This window comes from Nostoc sp., assembly GCF_036917275.1.
GTDB lineage: Bacteria > Cyanobacteriota > Cyanobacteriia > Cyanobacteriales > Nostocaceae > Nostoc.
This window is the reverse complement of sequence record NZ_JBALDF010000016.1, coordinates 1-20,826: the sequence shown is the minus strand read 5'-3', so window position 1 is coordinate 20,826 and position 20,826 is coordinate 1. Positions and strand designations below refer to the sequence as shown.

The following is a 20,826-nucleotide window of genomic DNA, read 5'->3' as shown; positions in this document are numbered from 1 at the left end:
AAAAGCTATGAATGATAAAGATTTTGAATTTATCATTCATCTTTAAAATATCGTTTTTAGCAGTTGACGAATTGGCGATCGCTAGTTCGTCACACTTAAATAGGTAGGCATAATTGAACATATAATAAAATCCTAGTTCCTAGTTTCCAAGAAATAAATTCTCTAATGTTGTGGAGTGGGCGTCTCGTCCGCCAATAATTAAAGGTAAGCAAAAACACCCACCCCACAAGAACTAAACAGTATTTCTACTTTACCAGCCTTGTTCTGCATTCTGAAAAACGTAAGCAGCTACCTCCAAAATCTCCTCAGGGCTTAACTTGCTTTTAAAGGCAGGCATGGCATTTTTTCCATTTTGCACTTGGTGGATAATTGCCTCGATTGAGTCACGATCATAATTTTCTAAGTACTTTGACAATGCTTCCTTTTTCAAGGTTTTCTGGCTAATAAGGATGTTACCGCCACCTATATGGCAAGAAGCGCAATTAGCCTCGAAAATTTTAGCACCGTTAGATGTTTCGGCAGCTAGTGCTGGACTAATGAATGTCAATTTGAATTGAGCGATCGCTAACAGTAGGATTAATAAAAGTATTCTCAACAGTATTTCCTCGCAACAAGCCTCCAGCAAGAGTATAAACGCGATTAATCCCTGATTAAGTCAAATTTGATCAAAAGTGGCGGCAACTAGTTCACACCTCCATCGCCACAGGTTGTTTAGCGTCTTTGGGGAGGATAGGACTTGTTACCGCCATTTATGCATTTTGTGCGTCACTCTAGAAGTGTGGCGTCTTGCTATGAGCTAATTTCACTGAGAAATCATTTTGTGTCGTCAAAGGTTGGTATTTCTAGCCTTGGACAGTGATTGTACCAACCATGCCAGCACCACGGTGAGGTTCACAGTAGAAGGTGTAGTCACCAGCAGGTGCGTCTGCTGCAAAGGTGGTTGTTTCCTTTTGACCAGGAGTCATGAGCAACTTCTTATGAGACAGAGATTTTGCTACATCGGCGCTCTTAGCGGGGTTTTTGGCAGAATCAAACACAACATTATGGGGGGGAACTTTGTTGTTCACCCATTCAACTGTGTCGCCTGGTTTAATGGTCAACTTTTTCGGTTCAAATACTAGCAATCCTTTATCACTACCCAATTTCACCTGGTAGGTTTCAGCCGAAGCACTGGGAGTAAAAACAGCAAAGCTGCTAACAACTAAAAGGATTGTCAACACAGTTAAACCAAGACGTCGCCAGCTTGCTGAAATCAATTTCATGACTGTCTCCTAACAAATAATTTTTTTCCTTTCCTCATTTTAAATAAAATCAACACCAAATATGACAATCTGTCATAGATACAATTTTTTTTTTAAGAATGGGCAGCAATTTATTGCCAAAAGCTGTGCAATCAGTAATAAATACTAGACTGCGATCGCCCAAAAAGCCTGTGAAGAAAGGTAAACAGTCAAACAAGAGATTTTTATTTTTTCTTTAGGAATATTTTTAATTTTCAGAATTTTTTATGCACTAATCAGGAACATTTTGTGCTGTGGTGATAACGAGAGCAGCTAAACTTTGGTAAAAACTAGGGATTGGGGACTAGGGACTAGGGACTGAATTCTTTTCAATCCCCAATCCCCAGTACCCAATACCCAATGACTCAGTACTAATTCCGGGATTTAGTAATAGATTTTTCCGCCTCCCCACTTAGTGCCAACGATTTTGGGTTGTAAGAGAATATGACCGGCGATCGCCCCCAAGTCATCATCCGTCAGATTTCGCATTGTTGTGAAAATATCTGCGCTTTTGATACTGGGGTGTATTTCGGAAATCTCTTCTTCCCCGTCGTAAGTAGTGGGATTTTTCAGGTAATCCACTAAGCCTTCAACGTTGTTACGGTTGGGTGTTGCCAATGCCAGATCGTCTGGAGTGAGTCCCACGTTCTGGTTTGTCTTGGTAACTCCCCCAGCATGACATTGGGCGCAAGCGTAATTAAATAAGCGTTTGCCTTCTTTGACTTGTTTAAGGCTAAGTACGGTAGTTTCACCTTGAGTATTTAATGGCACTGTTCGGGTAGCTTTGTCTAGTTCCACTGCTGTCGCGCTACCGACAAACAATTGAAACGAGAGTAAAACAGTGGCTACAACAACGCCAATTAGTCTTCTAAACATGTTTCCCCTTAAAAATTTTGACGCTCAACACAGCTAAGAAAGCGATTCTCAATCTCCAAGCTACTAATTGCTAATGACTCATTGTTTTTTGTCATTAGCTATCAGTGATTAGCCAAAGTCCGAGATAACCCTTTAGGTGATCTCGTGATCACCCACCAAGTTGCTAGTACCTTTTCGGGGTATTTCAGACGATATTTGGGAAATAATTGCCTTTGCATCTTCTAACGCCAAACGGGTCTTTTGGTGTTTATAGGCGATTCCCAGTTGGTTGCACAGAGAAAACACTTTTTCTACAGGAATGCTGTAGTCGGCTGCTATCTCTGCGATCGATAGGTCTGCAAAACCCATAATGCTTGTTAACTGATAGATAGAGATTGAGTCGCTGTAATACCAATATCACGTTAAGAGTGCAATTTATCGCCCAAAATACGGTTTGGGGATCGGGAGGGGGTAAGGGAAGAGTTTTCCAATGCTCTATGCCCAATGTCCTATGCCTGTTAACCCTTTCCCCCGGTAAAGGTAACGCTTTGAATAAAGTAACGATTAAAAAAGGCGTAAATGCCTAGAGCCGGCAAGGTGAAGACCATAGAAGCCGCCATAATGTAGTTCCAATAGCTGATATATTGACCTTTGAAGGTGTTCAACCCCAAAGGGAGAGTAAACATTTCTGGGTCAAATAGGATAACTATAGGCAGTAAAAAATTATTCCAACTCCCCATGAACACAAAAACTGCCTGGGCTGCTAATGCTGGTTTTGCCAAAGGTAAGACAATATGTCGAAAAATTCCAAAGGTATTTAAGCCATCCAGTTGAGCTGCTTCTTCTAATTCTTTAGGAAAATTAACGAAAAACTGCCGCATCATGAAGATAAAAGTGGCATTAACCATGCTAGGCACAATCATGCCTTGGTAAGAATTCAGCCAGCCGATCGCTTTTAAAATCAAAAATGTCGGAATTAGGGTGATTTGTGTCGGTACTGCCAAGACTGCCAGGATTAGGAAGAACCAAAAGCGTTTGCCCACAAAACGCAGTCTTGCCAAAGCATAACCAGCCATTGAATTTAACAACAAGTTTAAAAGCGTGACGCTGACGGCAATCACCACACTGTTGAACAACCAGTGCCAAAACAGCGGTTCTTGCAGAAAGATTTGCCTGTAGTTGTCAAGAGTAAAATTCTTGGGGAGAAAGTTGGATTCACCACTGACAATCTCTGTTAGCGGCTTAAATGATGCTGAAAGTGCCCAGAGGAAGGGAATTAAGGTGACGATCGCATAGAGTGTCAGCAAGATGTACAACAGGGCTTTGAGCCAGGATAAGCCAGAGATGTTAGTCAAATCCGTTCGCCTCCAAAAAGTCGCCGCTGAATCAAAGTGATGGCAATGATCACTGCTGTCAACAAAAATGCGATCGCAGCTGCATATCCCATTTGTAAATTCCGAAACACAGCTTGGTAAATTAGCAGCACTACAGTCAAAGTAGCGTTGTTTGGCCCGCCAGTACCGCCAGAAAAGATGTAAGACTGGTCAAAAAGTTGAAAAGTCCCAATCACCCCAACTGTTACCACAAAGAAGGTTACAGGCTTCAGCAAGGGAAGCGTAATGTGGATAAATTGCTGCCACCCATTTGCGCCATCGAGTTCTGCCGCCTCATAAAGTGTTTGGGGTATATCCTGCAACGCCGCCAGATAAATCACCATGAAAAACGGTGCAGTTGACCAAATGTTCATGATCATAATCCCTTTGAGTGCAACTGCTGGATCACCCAACCAGTTATAAGTAGGTAGCCCTACAAAAGCAAGAAAATCGTTTAGTAGCCCATCGGTGTTATAAATCCACATAAAGATGAGCGTCAGCACTGCTGAAGAAGTGACTGTCGGCAAAAAGTAGAGGATGCGCCACCAGTTTTTACCGCGAATCCCAGAATTCAAAGTTACCGCCAGAATTAAAGCCAGGATAGTTTGAGTTGGCACAACAATGGCTACATATTCTGCTGTGTTTCTCAAAGCAATCCAAACCCTTTCATCTTCAGCTAATCGTGTGAAGTTCCGAAAAGCGATAAATTCGTACTTAATACCGCCAAGGAGTTGAACTTTTTGCAAGGAAAGAAAAACGGCGTAAAGAATGGGTAAGACTACAAAAGTCCCCAACACTAGAATGGTAGGCATCATGAACAGATACCCAGCCAAGTCTTCTGTAATGTTCCACCTGGGGTTACTCCGCCGTCTGCTAATTTCAAACACTATTGAATGAACCTCCATAAAATCCCGCACTAACCCGACTGTAGCGATGGGTCATGCATGATTATCTATCGTACTCCTGACTCCTAAATTTTGTTCGATAAAAAATTGCCAATCTTATCAAAGGATTATTCATTGTAACTGCTCATTATGTATTGTAAGGTTTGTGTGAAAATCGATTTTTCTGAAAATGGAGATTTTAAATGGTATTTAATTCACTCAAAATGTGGATTTTTCCACTAATTATGACCTCAGTTAGTCTTTATTCAAATCTAGACAGAGCAACAGCACAGACTATTTATCCATTTGTTGGCAACTATCGAACAACAGTGAATATTACGCCTATTTCAGGTAACGTTTCGCAGGTATTTGAGGTTGGTTTGAGTGATGATGCACCCAATGATTTAGGATTATACAAAGGTTTGACATACTCCGTGATTGATGACAAGGGAAATCTAACTTTTAACAATAATCCAGAAGTATTTGGTGTCAAAGGTTTTCCATTAGGTTACATCGTGTTTGGCGGCGGTGCTAACAAGTTATTTGGAACTAGTGATGCTACTGCTTCAGTAAATTTTAAAACCCTCAAAGCCCTTGGCTCTGGCATCGTGAATATCACTGACGGTGAGGGCATATTCAAAAACGCTACAAGCACACTATTATTCTCCGAAAAGGACATAGTTAATTTGGGATCAACTATTACCTTGAATGGTCTGGCTTTAGTCAGTGGTTCTATCAAAGTTCCTCAAGAAGTTCCAGAACCAACAACCATCATGGGGACAGTAGTAGTATTTGGTGGATTAGCTATTGGTTCCTTTGCAAAGCGAAAGATAACTGCTAAAAAACAATATTAGTGGTAAACATTAAAGCATTCATAAACGCTTTAATTCTTATTATGAATAGTTTAATGTTTACAATATCGGAACTTCGAGAATTCGAGAATATATAAAGACTTAAGTTCAAGGATTATGAAACTCAACTTACAATCTCACCTTTACAGGGCTGTTTCGACACGATTCAAAAATTCGCTCAAGACTTGCAAAAATCGTTCCGTCTCTTCCAGATGAGGCATATGTGAACTGTTTTCAAACAGTACCCACTCAGAGCCGGAAATACCTTGGTGAACTGTTTCAACATAAGTAGGCGTAACCTCATCGTAGCGACCTGAAAGCAGTAGTGTAGGCACAATAATTTCACCGAGGCGGTCTTGAATATTCCAGTCGATGATTTTGCCTGCACCCCGAAACTCTGTACCAACTTTGCTGTAGGCTCTAGTTAAGCTGCTGGGCCAAGGGTCTACTCGGCAAAGAAAAGAATGATTGAAAGCTTCCATTGCCTGTTTATATTCGGGGTTTTGAGTAGTACCATCGGCTTCGTGTTTACGAATGACCTCTTGTACTTCCATTGGTAGCTCATTCATTAGGTTATAAGCTTCAGTTACAAATTGTCGAATGTTAGAAGGCGTACTAGATAGAACGAGACTGACTAACCCAGTCGGTTGAGAAAGAGCATGTTCTAAGGCTAAACAACCGCCCCATGATTGCCCAAAAAGATGAATTTGGTCTAAATTTAAGGCACTGCGGACGGTGAAAAGTTCTTCTTTGAACAAATCAATGGAATATAAGTCGGGGTCTGTGGGGCGATCGCTATTACCACACCCTAATTGATCGTAAAAAATAACTCGCCTTCCGGTTGCGGCGATGCCTGCGGGGGGCGAAGCCAACGCTTCTAATGGTTCTAAGTAGTCGTGGGGTACTCCTGGGCCTCCGTGAAGACACAACAGGGGTAGCTTTTTAGAATCTTCTTGGTCTGGTTTAACGATGCGATACCATACCTGATGACCACGGAATGAGATAAAGTCTTCGAGGACAGAAGTGTTAGACATGGCACAAAAATTATTTGACATTATAATAGTCGACTATACGTAGACAAAAATAGCAAATGGGGATCATCCACCCAAGAATAATTGATTACCACGGCATTTCAGCAACCCAAGCACAGCTAGATTTTGCCATAGCATTTCTAGATGAAGATATTCCCCTTTACGTTGACCCTTTTCTTTTATGGAAGTCTCCCTCACAACAAGACCAATCACTTCATACCTCTATAATTAATTCTTTTAATAACCTAAACTTTCTTGTTCAGAAAGGCAAAATAGATCAGGCTCGTGACAACCTCATTCTTGCATCTGAATGCCAAGAGATTGGACTGGGATTGTCAAAAAAACGAAAAGGTATAAAAATTAGCCGTAATAAAGCAGATGAAATTATCTCTTTATTTCAGAAAATTCCTGAGTATGGAAAATATGGATTTCTTCAAAGTGAACAAATCCAGTTTTATGTAGATGGAATTGCAAAAGATCGGATCAGTGATATTTGTTGTAATTTTATTAAATCATTTTTAATAGACTTTACAATACAACAATGCGAACAACTAGGGATACCAATTGGTAAAGCTGTTGTTTCTGGACTTTATGACTACCGTAAAAACTCATTTATCTTAGATGAGGAAATTACTTTACCTGTGAATCCTGAAACCAAAGAGCCTTTAATTTTTGTTCCTAAGAGATGGCTAAAATTTTCTCCGTGGATCAACTTTGAGGACTACTTTAAGGATTACTGTCCTCGTGATGAAATTTTTAATCCTGGTGAGCCAGAAGAACGTGTTAAGGTTCTAAACTTCAATAGAGAGAATTATGGCATTGTTCAGGAATATATCAAAGTAAAAGAGCGAACTCAGGACGACTGTAAAAATGATCCGCTCTTTAAACAGATTCCTGTCTTGTCCGCTAAACGGAAATTAGGTGAAATACAAAAGCTACCAACAGGAAAAACGGATGAAGCAGACATTAAATACGAAAATTATATCTGTCAACTTCTTGCGTCGCTTTTCTATCCAGACCTTGACTTTGCAGCAAAGCAGAGTCGTACAGAATCTGGAAGACTGATTCGAGACCTCATTTTTTACAACAATAGATCAATTGATTTTCTTCAAGAAATTCATCAAGATTATGGCAATAGACAGCTTGTTTTTGAGTTAAAGAACGTCAAGACAATCGAGCGTGAACACATTAGCCAACTTAATAGATATCTTGATTCTGGTCTGGGTAAGTTTGGTGTTCTCGTGACCAAAAACCCTCTCTCAAAAGCAATGTTCGGCAATACTATTGATTTATGGTCTGGACAAAGACGATGTATCATTACGCTTACAGATGAGGATATCTCGTTAATGGTTAATATTTTTGAGAGTAAGCAACGCTCCCCAATTGATGTTATCAAAAAGAAGTATGTGGAGTTTCGTCGAGCTTGTCCTTTGTGAAAGGTGAAATAGATGAAGCGTAAAGATGTTGATGAGTTTGAAAAACTATCGGGACAACTTCAAGGTATTTACGAAGAGATTTCTGTTTTGTCTAAGAAATCTCCCAATGATGCAATCAATAAGTTTAAGCTCAATTTTATCAACCAATTGTTGAATAGCTCGAATGAATTTCTTGAAGATAAATATCGACCTTTTAAAGAATTTTCAGAATTTGATACAGATGATGTTCCACAAAATAGTGATGTAGTGTTTATTCTCTCACAGTATCTACAATGCTTTGAGAAGTTGCGTGCAGATAATGTACAGATCCGACCTGGCGGTTGGTGTTGGGTAGTAGATGCTGAAGAAAACGAAATTGGAGATGAATCAGGCAAAATTTATATTCAAACAACTCGTCCAAAGCGTTTAAGAGAATAAATTATTATGATGAAAAAAGATCAACAGCAGACAAGCCTGGTGAAAGCTGATCTGCATGAAGTTACAATGCCCTTGATACATGCTATGCATGTAGAATTTAAAGAACTGAGCAAGAAGAAGCCGGACGCTGTGTTAAGCGAGAATAAGGTAAAAATTGTCAACAGACTTCTAGAAAGCTGTCGTAAAGTATTAGATTCGGAAACATCGCTTGACTATCTTGATCTCATTGATGAGGATGATATCCCTCGAAATAGCGATGTGGTACTGATGTTATCTCAGTACGTAGCCGCTATGAAGCAGTTCAAATCCACTTATTATAGCTGGGATGGTCAAAAGTATCGCTGGTATAGTGAATAAATACAGCGTTTTTAAACTGATCGAATCATACTACTGACTTCTAGAAAGTAGAGATTTCCCTACTTTCTGCCTTAACAATAGTCCATTTACCTGTAAATTGCGCCCTCATACTTGATCGTTAGCAGTTAAGTATTATGCAGTGGATACTCTTAAGTTACTCCATCGCCTTAATCTGCTGATTCGCATCATTCTGTGCCTTTAGCATTGCCTGCTTTAATGGTTGTTGCCCCAATAAAGCGCTGACAAACTGGTTATCAAAGTTATTGATGATCGCCCCTGGATATTTACCTACCTGCCAAGGTGTAGCATAATCTACTCCCTCCACTAATGGCGATCGCAATGGGTCTTGGTCGTAGCCCAAATTCTTTGCAACTGATTTACGTGTTGGTAAAGCAAACCCTTTTCCTGTCCACTTCTGCATCCCTTCTTTACCCGTGAGATAAGAAATCAACTCCCAAGCTTCGGCTTTGTGCTGTGCTAGCTTGTTCATCACGTAGGCAACCGTAAATACCATCGTGCCTTTTTTGTCATTAATAGTAGGTACTGGTGCGGTAGCAAACTCTAATTCGGGAAAGGTTTCAGTTAGATAAGGAATTGCCCAGTTACCTTCAATCACCATTGCCACTTTACTCTGACCAAACATTTCACTACCTGAGTTTGTCCCCACATCAGATTTTTGAGCAGAGGAGTGGTCTTTTTGATACTGGTCTACTACTAACTCTAAACCTTGTAAACTTGTCGCACTGGCAAAGTTAGCATAACCATTTTGATCAACAAGTTGTCCACCAAAGGCTTTAATTTTATAAGCCTGACGCGCCAATTCGGGAATTTCTCCAAAGCCGTATTTGTTAATTTTGCCTGTCAATTGTTTCGAGTAGTTACGTAATTCCTCCCAAGTAGCTGGCGGATTACTCAAGCTTGCGGCGGCGAATGCTTTTTTGTTATAAAAGAGAGCAAGGGTAGAATAGTCTTTAGGAAAACCGTAAATCTGGTTTTGGTATTTGAAGTTGTCGAGTAGGGTATCTTCAAAGTCCGTTAGGTCAAATTCGGGAGTGATGTAACCATCTAACGGTTCCAAAACATTCTGACTCATCAATAAAGGAGCTTCCAACGCATCCAGATAAAAAACATCAGGCGCAGCTTCTCCAATTAAACGAGTTTTGATTACATCCATGTATTGGTCGGAGATTACTTCATATTTCACCTTAATAGTTGGATGCTGTGCCTCAAAGTCTTGCAACACCTGTCTCAAAAGTTTTTGCTCAACAGGAGAACCTCCCCAACCACTAAGTTTAATGGTGACTGCGGTAGACGCTAAGGGTTTGCTTGGTAATTGTAGACTGTGACAAGCAATGATGGCGATCGCGATCGCCATTACCAGTCCTAAAAAATTCAACAATCTTTTCTTAATCACAGACAAATAACACTCTCTCTCACCTCACTTATATCTTGTGTTATTAATGAGTGAGATTTTACTTCTCTGAAATTTTGTCGAAAATTGCAAGCTGAAATAACCAAAACTTATCATAAATATTAATGAAAGCATACTGAGTTCCAGGGCAACCGGATTTATATCAGGATGTTTTACTCATTAAACATACATTATGGATTTTGTTCAGGTTGAAACAACTGAGCCATTGACTCTAGAAATTTCCCAGACTGCCTTACCACCAACAGCACTCTCTCCAACCTCTCGAATTCCCAAGGATACTATTCGCACAAGTCTAAGAGCCTCCACTACAGATTCTGTCTTAGCAGCGGTTTACTCCCTTGGAACTGGCGGGATTTTACTCAGCAATTTCTTAGTGGAATTGGGTGCTAGTCCAGTGGTATTTGGGATGGTTTCCTCTATCCCCATGTTGGTCAATCTGGTTCAGCCGTTGGGTGCTTACTTGTCTGAACGCAGCACCAGTCGATTTCAATATTCTCTTCGGACACACGGAATTGGTCGGCTGCTATGGCTGGTTATAGTAATCAGTATTGCAGGTGTAAGCTGGGGAGTGGTTAATACTCACCAGTTAGTGATATTGACACTCTTGATTGTCCTATTTAGCAATCTTTTGGGAGGATTAGGAACAGCATCGTGGTTAAGTTGGATAGCAATGATAGTTCCCCGGCAATTGCGAGGCAGGTATTTTGGCATACGCAATAGTGCTGCTAGCCTCACAAATTTGGTTTGCGTACCAATGGCCGGTCTAGCTGTATCACATTGGTATGGTGGAACTCTGCAAGGCTATGGGGTGATTTTGCTGGTAGGCATCGTGTTTGGAATTATAGGATTAGGGTGTCAGTATTTCCAAGTGGATATGAATCCGCAATCGCAAAACACTTATTCTGGCAAGTTACCTCAAACAAGTGAGATTCAGCCAGAGGTTGCTAAAGATGAATCTTCTGAAGTCGCTCAATCAATTCATCCACCACAAAACGAATTAGCTGATAGTTTTTGGAAAAACTCTAACTTTTTGAGATTTCTGCTGTATTTCAGCTTCTGGGCGCTTGCTGTCAGCCTCAGCGAGCCTTTTTTTAACCTCTACATGCTGGACAGGCTGGATTTAGATGTGAGCTACGTGACTATCTACAACAGCCTTCAGGCGGGGGCAACTTTGCTAATGCTCATCCTGTGGGGCAAATTAGCAGACAAGATAGGCAATCGTCCCATCCTCATCTGTATTGGGATTTTGGTTGCAGCCGCACCACTGCTGTGGCTGGGAATTGGTGTTAATCGCCTTGACATCTGGTTGTGGTTACCCCTGTTACACATCTTGAGTGGAGGGACTTGGGCGGCGATTGACTTGTGCAGTAACAATATACAATTGGCGATCGCACCAACTAAAAATCAGTCTATCTATTTTGCGATCGCAGCTGCCGTTGCTGGGGCGAGTGGTGCTTTGGGCACAACTATCGGTAGCTTCATTATCCAATTTGCTCAGTTTGGAGGCTTACTGGGGTTGTTCGCCCTCTCTAGTCTATTCCGAATAGCAGCGCTTGTTCCACTGCTTTTTGTCAAAGAGCCGGGAAGATGAGGGAGTCAGAAGTTAGAAGTTAAAAGTCAGGAATTATGAATTTTATACTCATAACTCCTGACTTTTAGCTGCTCACTTTTAACTATTCTGCTGCGGTAGAAGTCAAGGACATTGTTTCCCACAAAACCATATGAGGTGTTGTTAGTGCAGGCTGATGTAGGGCAATCAGCTGGCTTAATGTGTTTTTTAATTGGGTACGGGATACGATATCATCAACAAAACCGTGCAGGAGCAAATCTTCAGCAGTTTGAAAATCATCGGGTAATTTTTCGCGTAGGGTTTGCTCAATCACTCGCCGACCGGCAAAACCAATGGTTGCCTTGGGTTCTGCCAAAATGATATCACCCAACATTGCAAAACTTGCGGTAACGCCGCCCGTAGTAGGATTTGTCAAAACGGGAATATATAATAGTCGGGCATCTTTATGGCGCTGTAGGGCTGCTGAGATTTTCGCCATCTGCATCAGGGAGAGCATTCCTTCTTGCATTCTTGCGCCACCGGAGGTGCAGACAATAACTACAGGATACCGCCGTTGAGTGGCTTGCTCAATCATCCGGGTGAGTCTTTCTCCCACGACCGAACCCATACTACCACCCATGAAACGGAAGTCCATAACCCCAAGGGCAATAGGCAAGCCGTTGATTTGACCTAAACCTGTTTTAACCGCGTCTATTAAGCCAATTTTCTCCTGTAATTCCCGCAAGCGATCGCTGTAGAGTTTGCGATCGCGAAATTCCAGCGGATCGGTTGGACGCAAATGCTCGTCCAGCGGTTTCCAGGTATTGTTATCTATCAATTGACGGATGCGCTCATCACTGTCTACCCGATTGTGATGACCACATTCGACACAAACCATCTGATTGGCTTTCAGGTCTTTTGTGTATGCCAACACACCACATTTAGAACATTTATGCCACAGACCATCAGCAATTTCACGTTCTTGGCGTTCCAGGCTGGTAGATCCTGATTTTCGTCGATTTGCAAACCAATCAAATAGAGACTTTAAACCGCGTGATTCTTCGTTGTTAGCCATTTTTTATTTTATTTTAAGTGGGTATGAGGTCGAAAACATGTCAAACCGTATTGGGTTATCCTTAGCCTTTTGTCATTTATCTTTATTAATGACTCATCACTACATCGTCAAACTTCGCTTTTAAGCAATTCAGACCTTAATTTTCATCTTTGGTTGCCAGCTTAACGAAAATACTTATGCCAATACAAGTCTCTTAGTCTTTATTTCAGCAGACTTAATTCTATGGACGTACTGACAAAGCTATGAGAATACCAACCTCCAAATAAGATGCTCTCCCCTCCTACCCAAATCAATTATTCGTATTGCTAGGTTATGAACAACCAGCATCTATTGCACTAGTTGTGCTTGCCAACGGTTAATCGTCGTTAAGAGGGTAATACAAGTCACAAGCTGAATATTATCAAAATATGAAGGGCAGATGGGGTAATGCTGGTTACAGTCACGAATTATAAATATTTCTTATGTAAGGGCATTGGGAAGAGGCAGAGGGGCAGTTCTTGCTGGAAGAAGAGGAGAAAGAGATAATTTTATTATTCTCCCCCTTGCCCTCTACCCCCTGCTTCCCTACCTCTTCCCCAATCCTCACTCCAATTCAAGAGGCTGGAAAAAATAACCGCAGGTAGCTAGACAAAATGGCTTCGCCGCTAAACAGGGTAATCACAGATCCTAAAGCCAGAAAAGGGCCAAAAGGCATCTTTTGTCCTAACTTTTGTCGTGATGTCTCTTGAGTCACGGTTTCTCTACGAGACGCTTTGCGGATGCGTTTAGGCATAATAACACCGCCGCCAACTAATGCGCCCAATACACAGGCAATAAAACTAGCCAAGAGCAAATATTTCCAGCCTAACCAGGCTCCCATCATGGCTGCTAACTTGGCGTCACCCGCACCCATTGCAGCTTTACCAAAGGCAATTGAACCCAATATAGCGATCGCATCAAACAGCCATAAGCCCAATACTGCACCAACTATCGCCATCATCAGGTGATTTACCAATGCTATAAAGCTAGCCTCTGGTAAAAAACCAACCACCATTTGAAACAAAATCCCTACCACCAAACCCGACTGAGTAAGTGGATTGGGTAGAGTCATTGTATCTAGGTCGATAAGCGATAGCGCCAATAACCAACTACAAAAAGCCCAATAGCCTATTGTTAAAGTCGAAACTTGAAATACTAAAAAAACTAGTAAAAAAATTATGCCCGTTACCCCTTCTACTACAGGATAACGGACAGAAATTTTGCTTTTGCAATATCGACACCGCCCTTTTAACGAAATCCAACCAAATACTGGTACATTATCGTAAGCTTTTAGCTGGTTTAAGCAATAGGGACAACGAGAAGGCGGCCAAAGAATTGATAATCCAGCAGGTAGCCGATAAACAATAACGTTGATAAAACTGCCAATAGATGTGCCCAAAGCGAAGACCATTACACTCGCCAAAACGGCGAACAAAATGTCCATATAGTCCTTTATCAATTGTCCTGTGTCATTTGTCGTTTATCTTTTGTCCTTTGTCGAGAGTTAATCAATATTGACTCTTAACCAATGACTAATGACTAATGACTAATGACTAATGACTAATGACCAATGACTAATACATGTGCGATTCAATTTGACTCAAGGGCACAAAACATTCTTGAGGTAAGAGAACTGGTTGGTTAGTAAAAATAACCTTACCTCGATGATTCACACGATTAATTGCTACACCGGAAGGTTGCCCAGCGATTTCGGGATGTACTTCACAGTGAGTATAGTATATCTGCCCAGCAGCTCTGATTACAGCGGGATCAATCAAAGGCGATTGGTTCTTCGGGGCGGTAAAATTTACTTGACCTTGTCGTAATGCGTACACTATCGACTGTTCTTTGATTGCTAGATTTCCCTCTAGTCTACCCGAAACTTATAGCAAAGGTTGCCAAATTGCCCAGGTTGCACTTTAAAAACTCGTAATTCGTAATTCTCTAATAGAAAGGGGATTTAGACTCCACTTGAAAAGTTAGCTACCTGTGGAGGTAGTCTTAAACGCTATGCTTAATTACAATTAAATTATTTTGTTTCAAGAGCTAGAATCAGTGCATTGCCCATAGCACGGCAACCCAAGAGATTTTTTCCAGGAGAAATTATATCCCCGGTGCGATCGCCTTGCTCTAAAACTTGCAATACGGCTTGTTCGATGTGATCTGCCGCTTTTGGCTGGTCTAAACCGTAGCGTAACATCATCGCCGCACTCAAAACCTGTGCTAGAGGATTTGCCTTATCAAGTCCGGCAATATCTGGGGCGGAACCATGAACTGGTTCAAACACACCAGGCCCTGAAGCGCCCAAACTAGCCGAGGGTAACATCCCAATACTACCCGTGAGCATGGCAGCAGCATCAGAGAGAATATCACCAAACAAATTGCCTGTGACGATGGTATCGAACTGCTTGGGAGCGCGTACCAACTGCATAGCAGCATTATCTACATATAAATGAGAGAGTTCGATATCTGGAAATTCTGTACTAAGTTGGGTGATGCGATCGCGCCACAACTGAGATACTTCTAATACGTTTGCCTTATCCACCGAACAAAGTTTTCCGCCACGTTTTTGCGCTGCTTCAAAGGCCACCCGCCCAATACGTTCAATTTCTGATTCTGTGTAAACCATTGTATTTACACCGCGTTTCTCACCAGTTTCTGTGGCAAAAATCCCTTTAGGTTTACCGAAGTAAATCCCACCAGTGAGTTCGCGCACCACCATAATATCTACGCCTTCCACAACTTCACGTTTTAAAGTCGAGGCGTCGATTAGCTGGGGCAAAATTTTCGCTGGGCGCAAATTGGCAAATAATTCCAAACCTGCACGTAGTCCTAACAAACCTGCTTCTGGGCGTAAATTAGATGGTAGGGAATCCCACTTATAACCACCAATGGCGGCTAATAACACAGCATCACTATTACGGCAAGTCTCTAGAGTGGCAGATGGTAGGGGTTCCCCTGTGGCATCAATTGCTGCACCACCAATGAGGGCTTCTTGGAATTCAAACTTCAGATCAAATTGCTTCCCTACGACTTTCAGCACATCTACCGCCACTGCCATAATTTCAGGGCCAATGCCATCGCCGGGGAGTAGAGTAATCCGGTAGTTCTGGGTCATAACTGGTTTTTACTCGGTAAATGCTTGCAGATTAAATATCATACATAGCAAAATGTACCGATGGAGTTTTTAATTTATTTGGGTGCGGCTCTTTTAATCCAAAGAAAAACGTGCTGCCCTATGCTTTGTGAGGTATTCGCCCCCAATGGCCAAAACGAGGAAAGGAAAACCAGAAAAAACAGAGTCAGACTCATTAACATATCTGTTCCTAGATTCACTTTTGAAATGCGTTCTAGATTTGAGCAAAGCTTCTTCAAAGGTGTAACTGTCGCTTCTTGGACAAGTAGTAGATTACTTCGATACCTATGGCTACTGCTACCATGAACACTAAAACCCAGACGGTTTGTGGATCTGTTTGCAAAGCAAACCAAATTAACATTCCTAGTGCTACCAAACATATTCCAGCACCTAAAAGTGAAATCCACTGCTTACTTTTGGTATAACGATGCATCCGAGCATTAGCTAAATTAACCGCAGCAAATATCAGGAGAAACCCGGCACTACCCATCGTTGAGATCCGACTTATATCAAAGAAATTGGCGATTATTAGAGTAATACCACTAGTAATAAATAAGCCAATTGAAGATTGGTCACGGCCATTTATTTCGCTGCCATCAAATCCTTTAGATTTAGCAATAACAGAGCTAAAACGAGCTGAACCGTAGAGTGTTGCGTTACTAGCTGAGAGAGTTGATAAAAGAGCAGCAATAGTCATCAAAACAGATCCGAATTGCCCCATAATTGGTTTGGCAACTTCAGCCAAAGTATAGTCTTTTGCTGCCAAAATCAGTTCTATTGGTTCTGCTCCCAATGTGACGAGTGCTATTAAAACGTAAAGCAAAATAACGAACCCGATTACAGAGTAATAAACTCGTGGCAAAGTATACTTGGGATTGACAAGATCCTCTGCTGTATTGGCGATTAGCTCAAAGCCTTCATAAGACAAGAAAATCACCATTGCTCCTGCGAAAATTGACTGTAGCGACGACACTGAAGCTGGTTGTAGATGAGAAAAGTCGATATGACTACTCCCCAGAGTAATGAACAGTATCAAAATCCCCAATTTGAAGCTGACAATCCAGATTTGAGATTTACCAATATAATTGGCAGTCAGTAGATTTAGTCCAGTTGTCCCTAAAATTGCCAAGCTAATGAGTAAGTGCTTCCAAATAGGTTGAGTAGACGCTGTGAACAGGCTAATTCCGTAACTACCAAAAGCCTGCAAGTAAAACGAAAGCATGATTACATAGCTAAACCATAGTAAAAGATTCAGTGTCCCACTAAACAGCCCTAGACCAAAAGCCTGGTTTAAGAAGGTTACTGTCCCACCTCGACATGGATGAGCTACCGAAAGTTTTGCATAAGCATAAGTAGTTATCAAAGCTATTGTCCCTGCGATCGCAAATGCTAGTGCTGCGCCTGCATCCGCTATTTGAATTACAACTCCCAGCGCTGGAAAAAGTCCACCGACAATGCCTCCTACACCTAATGCCCACACAGACCAAAAACCTATTTTTTTGCTTGACACCTGTAACCTCTTTGAGAATAGATAGTCTTATAGTCGTTGACCAGCACGCAAATAATCAAGCTGCACATTCTTATTACACTCTTCTCTGTCCATATCTATTGAATTAAACAGGAGCGAGGAAAATGAAAGCAATAGTAATCAAAGAATACGGCAACGACGACGTTCTAAATTATGCCGATGTCGAACGCCCAAAGCCGAAGGCGGACGAAGTTTTGGTGAAAGTTCACGTCGCAGGGGTTAATCCGGTTGACTGGAAAATCCGCAACGGTTTGGGCGAAAGGCTCGGTCTGAAACTACCCATCATGCTCGGCGGCGAGATTGCCGGAACAATCGAAAGAATCGGCGATGATGTCAGAGGTTTCAAAGAAGGTGATGCGGTTTACGGCATCATAAGCTCTGGAGGTTTTGCCGAATACGCGATTGCCAAAATGGGGGATATTGCGGCTAAACCCCAAAGTCTCGATTTCGAGAACGCGGCGGCGGTTCCACTCGGCGCGTTGACCGCATGGCAGGCGATTTTTGATTTAGCCCATCTCAGCAGCGGTCAACGAATTTTGATAACCGGCGCGTCAGGCGGAGTCGGTTCGCTGGCTGTTCAACTTGCCAAAGCAAAAGGCGCATACGTCATCGGTACGGCTTCGGGACGCAATGAAGATTTCGTCAGAAATTTAGGCGCAGATGAATTCGTTGATTACACAAAGCAAAACTTTGAAGCAGTCGTTAAAGACGTTGATGTCGTCTTTGATGCAGTCGGCGGCGACACGTTTGAGAAAGCGTTCAAAACGTTGAAAAAAGGTGGCTTCCTGGTAACGTCAGTAGCGTTTCCGTCCGAAGATAAAGCGCAGGAATTAGGCGTAAAGGCCGCGCGGGTCCACTGCAAGCCAAACGCAGACCAATTAGCCGCCATCAGCGCATTGGTTGACGAAGGCAGATTGAAAGCGCACGTCGCAACCGTTTTGCCGCTCGTAGAAGTGAAAAAAGCATTCCAACTTTCCGAAAGTGGGCGTACACGCGGCAAAATTGTTTTGCAAATTGGGACATAATTTTGAAACACCAGGCGCGGCAACGGCAACTCACCCAAGCGCAGCCTAACAAAACTCTATACCCGACCGCCTATAGCTTTGCTCGTTCCTCGCTGTGCTTCCAGCGGCGGGTGTGCTTAGTCGTTGGGTGGAGCTTGCTTTGACCACTCCTAAATTTTGATTTTTGGAGTTCATCAATAAGCCAATCTTAGTAGAATTTTGAAGCAGAATAAGGGAACTATAGGTAAGAGTTGATTTTTGTTACATCTAGTATAATTACGGTTTCACACAATCAAGGCTTAGATTTGCCGCAAGTTTCCTTTTTAAAACTTTAATACTAGATTGATTGTTAATTATCTTAAACTCTTATCTAAAATCATGTTACAGCCCAACAAAAAATTAGAAAAACCCAGTTTTCAGCCTGTAGAATTACTACAAATAGAAGCACTCAAAGCAGAAAATTCTCAAAGGATTGTTGCTATCACCGTTGAAAAAATCCGTCAATCTCTTGACTTAGAATATATTTTTCAGACAACTACTCAAGAAATTAGGCAATTATTCAACTCTGACCGCGTAATTTTATATCGTTTCAATCCAGATTGGAGTGGAACATTTGTCTCTGAATCCTTCGCACAAGGGTGGTTGCCTCTAATTCAGCAGCAAGTGGATCAACCAGAAATAGTAGAAAATATCAGCGAATGTAACTTGAAAAATTTATCTATTCCTCCAATTGTGGATACTTATTTACAAAACACACAGGGAGGACGCTTTTCTCAAAATGAAAGTTATCGTGTTTGTCACGATGTTTACAGTGCTGGCTTTAGTAAGTGCTACCTGAAAATTTTAGAGCAATGCCAGGCAAGAGCTTACGTGATTACTGCTATTTATCAAAGTCAACAACTTTGGGGACTGCTAGCAGTTTACCAAAACGATGCACCTCGAAAATGGGAAACAGATGAAGTATATATACTTAGCCAAATTGCTTCTCAGCTAGGTGTAGCATTACAGCAAGCAGAATTACTCAAACAAACTCAAAGTCAGAAAGAAGAACTCGCCGCAGCTTTCAAAGAGTTACAGCTGGCTCAAGCTCAGTTAATTCAAAATGAGAAAATGGTCAGTTTGGGGCAATTAGTGGCTGGAATTGCCCATGAAATTAACAACCCAGTTAGCTTTATTTATGGCAATCTAAAATCGGCTGATGAATACACCCAAAATTTATTTTCACTATTAGATATTTACCAAAGACATTATCCCCAATCAGTCAAGGCAATTGAGGAGTTTACAGATCTCATTGAACTAGATTTTTTAAGGTCAGACTTTCCCAAATTATTCAAATCGATGCTCATGGGGGCAGAGCGGATTCGAGATATTGTTCTTTCCCTGCGGACTTTCTCACGCTTAGACGAGGCTGAAATGAAAGCAGTTGATATTAATGAGGGAATTGATAGTACGATAATGATCATTCAAAGCCGCCTTACTCCTACTAACCAGCGCCTACAAATTGAGGTGATCAAAGAATACAGTAGGCTCCCCTTAATTGAATGTTATCCTGGGCAGTTAAACCAAGTATTTCTGAATATTTTAGTGAATGCACTCGATGCTTTAGAAGATTCAGCAGTTAAAGGTCGATGGACAACAAAAAAATACAATTTAATAGATAATCCCCGAATTTATATTCGCACCCAATTGTTAGAACCAGATCAAGTCACTATTACCATTGCCGACAATGGACTAGGAATACCAGAAGATACTTTAAAGCAAATATTTAATCCCTTTTTTACGACCAAGCCTGTTGGACAAGGTACAGGGATGGGACTAGCTATTAGTTACCAAATTATCACACAAAAACATCGCGGTTCTTTAGAATGCATTTCGCAACCAGGAGTTGGGGCTGAGTTTATTATTCGTATTCCCCTGATTCAACTTGTGTCAAATTTATAACGCTTGGTATCATGTCTCTAGCTTTTCAACGAAGAGGCAGTTCTTGAAGCCAAATTCTTCATACTTGTAAACTTTGCTGTAAATGAATCTGATTTTTAAGATTTTTGATATATAGCTGTATAAATTGCTTTAACAGCGCATAGTGGGTGATAGCACTCAAGCCTTTGGAGCAAGTGAAAGTTATGATTTTCATGGATTTAATTTGACCAAAAACCATAGCGATCGCTCGTGCTAACCCAATACTTTTTGGATAAACCCAAGAATCCAGGGCAAACGCATCTAAATTACTCTTGATCACAACCAAGGTTAAAAACCAACAATTTTAATGATTATTATTATCAAGTAAATATTGTTTCTTGATTTTCTTGGGATAATTTATTCTTTGGAAGTCCCTTAAAGCCAGTTTCAATTTCTGAAACAAGCCTGACAGAAGTTGTAGAAAGAGGTTAGGTTAAGTGTTAATCACAAGCCGCACCCCAGCAGCGATGGTAAAAGAATTAGCAATTTGCACCCGTGGACTAACTAAGCAATTTGACCGGCACGTTGCTGTCAATGACGTTGATTTAGAAGTGCGAGTCGTTGGCTAGAAACTAAGACCTATATAGGTCTGGAGGATTAGCCGCAAGGTAGTGAACCTTGACAACTGAGTGACCATGTAG

Annotated in this window: 22 protein-coding genes; 8 read left to right on the top strand and 14 right to left on the bottom strand. The window is 41.4% G+C overall.

All coding sequences use genetic code 11. The features are described from left to right. Positions 1-250: 250 nt before the first annotated feature. From petJ to V7K35_RS06560, 6 genes are all read right to left on the bottom strand, one after another. The gene (gene petJ / locus V7K35_RS06585) at positions 251-595 is read right to left on the bottom strand and encodes a cytochrome c6 PetJ (protein WP_273765975.1); all 345 of its coding nucleotides are present in this window, start codon (positions 593-595) and stop codon (positions 251-253) included. A 247-nt stretch (positions 596-842) separates the two neighbouring features. Then, positions 843-1,262 (bottom strand): plastocyanin, encoded by a 420-nt coding sequence (petE, locus tag V7K35_RS06580; protein WP_335077405.1) that lies wholly within the window; start codon positions 1,260-1,262, stop codon positions 843-845. Between the two features lie 402 nt (positions 1,263-1,664). Then, positions 1,665-2,156 (bottom strand): photosystem II cytochrome c-550, encoded by a 492-nt coding sequence (gene psbV / locus V7K35_RS06575; RefSeq protein WP_334794642.1) that lies wholly within the window; start codon positions 2,154-2,156, stop codon positions 1,665-1,667. 132 nt (positions 2,157-2,288) lie between these two features. Next, positions 2,289-2,504, bottom strand: coding sequence for a hypothetical protein (locus tag V7K35_RS06570; RefSeq protein ID WP_335077403.1), 216 nt, complete (start codon positions 2,502-2,504; stop codon positions 2,289-2,291). A 149-nt stretch (positions 2,505-2,653) separates the two neighbouring features. Further along, positions 2,654-3,490: a carbohydrate ABC transporter permease gene (locus V7K35_RS06565; protein WP_335077401.1), complete on the bottom strand. Its 837-nt coding sequence runs from the start codon at positions 3,488-3,490 to the stop codon at positions 2,654-2,656. Beyond that, the gene (locus tag V7K35_RS06560; protein ID WP_442939695.1) at positions 3,487-4,413 is read right to left on the bottom strand and encodes a carbohydrate ABC transporter permease; all 927 of its coding nucleotides are present in this window, start codon (positions 4,411-4,413) and stop codon (positions 3,487-3,489) included. The genes V7K35_RS06565 and V7K35_RS06560 overlap by 4 nt, the downstream gene beginning before the upstream one ends. A gap of 182 nt (positions 4,414-4,595) precedes the next feature. Here V7K35_RS06560 and V7K35_RS06555 point away from each other — a divergent pair, with 182 nt between their 5' ends. Further along, positions 4,596-5,246: a hypothetical protein gene (locus V7K35_RS06555; protein ID WP_335077400.1), complete on the top strand. Its 651-nt coding sequence runs from the start codon at positions 4,596-4,598 to the stop codon at positions 5,244-5,246. Between the two features lie 140 nt (positions 5,247-5,386). Here the strand turns inward: V7K35_RS06555 and V7K35_RS06550 are convergent, their stop codons facing one another. Beyond that, the gene (locus V7K35_RS06550; RefSeq protein ID WP_335077398.1) at positions 5,387-6,277 is read right to left on the bottom strand and encodes a proline iminopeptidase-family hydrolase; all 891 of its coding nucleotides are present in this window, start codon (positions 6,275-6,277) and stop codon (positions 5,387-5,389) included. A 56-nt stretch (positions 6,278-6,333) separates the two neighbouring features. Between V7K35_RS06550 and V7K35_RS06545 the strand changes: the two genes are divergently transcribed. From V7K35_RS06545 to V7K35_RS06535, 3 genes are read left to right on the top strand one after another with little or no spacing between them, the layout of a single operon-like run. Beyond that, positions 6,334-7,710 (top strand): hypothetical protein, encoded by a 1,377-nt coding sequence (locus V7K35_RS06545; protein WP_335077397.1) that lies wholly within the window; start codon positions 6,334-6,336, stop codon positions 7,708-7,710. Positions 7,711-7,722: 12 nt separating this feature from the next. Next, positions 7,723-8,127 carry a hypothetical protein gene (locus tag V7K35_RS06540; protein ID WP_335077395.1) on the top strand — a complete coding sequence of 135 codons (405 nt, stop codon included), beginning with the start codon at positions 7,723-7,725 and terminating at the stop codon, positions 8,125-8,127. A 6-nt stretch (positions 8,128-8,133) separates the two neighbouring features. Then, positions 8,134-8,484: a hypothetical protein gene (locus tag V7K35_RS06535; protein WP_335077393.1), complete on the top strand. Its 351-nt coding sequence runs from the start codon at positions 8,134-8,136 to the stop codon at positions 8,482-8,484. Between the two features lie 154 nt (positions 8,485-8,638). On the opposite strand, the gene V7K35_RS06530 is transcribed toward V7K35_RS06535, so the two are convergent. Beyond that, a complete protein-coding gene (locus V7K35_RS06530) occupies positions 8,639-9,859 on the bottom strand; it encodes an ABC transporter substrate-binding protein (protein ID WP_335077481.1) in 1,221 nt (406 codons plus the stop codon). A 229-nt stretch (positions 9,860-10,088) separates the two neighbouring features. On the opposite strand from V7K35_RS06530, the gene V7K35_RS06525 reads away from it, so the two are divergent. Next, complete coding sequence (locus tag V7K35_RS06525; RefSeq protein ID WP_335077391.1) at positions 10,089-11,507, top strand: MFS transporter; 1,419 nt, start codon at positions 10,089-10,091, stop codon at positions 11,505-11,507. An 82-nt stretch (positions 11,508-11,589) separates the two neighbouring features. Here V7K35_RS06525 and accD read toward each other — a convergent pair whose 3' ends face one another. The 5 genes from accD to V7K35_RS06500 all read right to left on the bottom strand — a co-directional run bounded on the left by accD (position 11,590) and on the right by V7K35_RS06500 (position 17,204). Beyond that, positions 11,590-12,540, bottom strand: a complete 951-nt coding sequence (accD, locus tag V7K35_RS06520) for an acetyl-CoA carboxylase, carboxyltransferase subunit beta (RefSeq protein WP_334796923.1) — start codon at positions 12,538-12,540, stop codon at positions 11,590-11,592. Positions 12,541-13,132: 592 nt separating this feature from the next. Then, on the bottom strand, positions 13,133-14,002 hold the full coding sequence (locus V7K35_RS06515) for a prepilin peptidase (RefSeq protein WP_335077389.1): 870 nt from the start codon (positions 14,000-14,002) through the stop codon (positions 13,133-13,135). Between the two features lie 130 nt (positions 14,003-14,132). After that, positions 14,133-14,393 (bottom strand): hypothetical protein, encoded by a 261-nt coding sequence (locus V7K35_RS06510; RefSeq protein WP_094329947.1) that lies wholly within the window; start codon positions 14,391-14,393, stop codon positions 14,133-14,135. A gap of 194 nt (positions 14,394-14,587) precedes the next feature. Then, the gene (gene leuB, locus V7K35_RS06505; protein ID WP_335077387.1) at positions 14,588-15,676 is read right to left on the bottom strand and encodes a 3-isopropylmalate dehydrogenase; all 1,089 of its coding nucleotides are present in this window, start codon (positions 15,674-15,676) and stop codon (positions 14,588-14,590) included. Between the two features lie 253 nt (positions 15,677-15,929). Then, the gene (locus V7K35_RS06500; protein ID WP_335077385.1) at positions 15,930-17,204 is read right to left on the bottom strand and encodes an APC family permease; all 1,275 of its coding nucleotides are present in this window, start codon (positions 17,202-17,204) and stop codon (positions 15,930-15,932) included. 122 nt (positions 17,205-17,326) lie between these two features. Between V7K35_RS06500 and V7K35_RS06495 the strand changes: the two genes are divergently transcribed. Together V7K35_RS06495 and V7K35_RS06490 are read left to right on the top strand one after the other, a co-directional pair. Next, on the top strand, positions 17,327-18,247 hold the full coding sequence (locus V7K35_RS06495; RefSeq protein ID WP_335077382.1) for an NADP-dependent oxidoreductase: 921 nt from the start codon (positions 17,327-17,329) through the stop codon (positions 18,245-18,247). A gap of 357 nt (positions 18,248-18,604) precedes the next feature. Next, the gene (locus V7K35_RS06490) at positions 18,605-20,167 is read left to right on the top strand and encodes a GAF domain-containing sensor histidine kinase (RefSeq protein ID WP_335077381.1); all 1,563 of its coding nucleotides are present in this window, start codon (positions 18,605-18,607) and stop codon (positions 20,165-20,167) included. Positions 20,168-20,225: 58 nt separating this feature from the next. Here V7K35_RS06490 and V7K35_RS06485 read toward each other — a convergent pair whose 3' ends face one another. Next, positions 20,226-20,465 (bottom strand): hypothetical protein, encoded by a 240-nt coding sequence (locus tag V7K35_RS06485; RefSeq protein WP_335077379.1) that lies wholly within the window; start codon positions 20,463-20,465, stop codon positions 20,226-20,228. A gap of 157 nt (positions 20,466-20,622) precedes the next feature. Here V7K35_RS06485 and V7K35_RS06480 point away from each other — a divergent pair, with 157 nt between their 5' ends. Further along, positions 20,623-20,754 (top strand): hypothetical protein, encoded by a 132-nt coding sequence (locus V7K35_RS06480; RefSeq protein ID WP_335077492.1) that lies wholly within the window; start codon positions 20,623-20,625, stop codon positions 20,752-20,754. The last annotated feature ends 72 nt before the right edge of the window (positions 20,755-20,826 follow it).